The organism is Streptomyces lancefieldiae, assembly GCF_031845825.1.
Lineage (GTDB): Bacteria > Actinomycetota > Actinomycetes > Streptomycetales > Streptomycetaceae > Streptomyces > Streptomyces lancefieldiae.
In genome coordinates this window covers 1-408 of record NZ_JAVRFH010000390.1, presented here as the reverse complement: position 1 = coordinate 408, position 408 = coordinate 1, and the positions used below count along the sequence as shown (strand labels likewise).

The 408-nt window shown below is 67.4% G+C and carries 1 protein-coding gene; it reads left to right on the top strand.

The genetic code is table 11. The features are described 5' to 3' along the window. Positions 1 to 408, top strand: a 408-nt coding sequence (locus tag RM812_RS42660) for a glycosyl hydrolase (protein ID WP_311586477.1), incomplete at both ends; no start/stop codon positions are given.

Sequence of the window (408 nt, the reverse complement as noted above, 5' to 3'; positions counted from 1 at the left end):
GGGGTTCGCGGCGGGCAACAACCAGGAGTCCTCCTCGGAGTCCATCAACCTCAGCGCCGGCCTGGTGCTGTGGGGCGCGGCCACCGGGGACAACTCCCTGCGTGACCTCGGCAGTTACCTGCTGACCACCGAGTCCGAGGCGATCACCCAGTACTGGTTCGACGCGAACGAGCAGGTCTTCCCCGCCTCGTACCGGTACGGAACGGTCGGCATGGTCTGGGGCAGCGGCGCCTCCTACTCCACCTGGTGGACGGCGAACCCCGAGGAGATCCACGGCATCAACGTCCTTCCCGTGACGGGTGGTTCACTGCACCTGGCCCGTGAGAAGGCCGCCATCAAGCGGAACATCGCCGAGATGGAGCGCGAGAACGGCGGACCGGCCCAGGAGTGGCGCGATCTCCTCTGGGA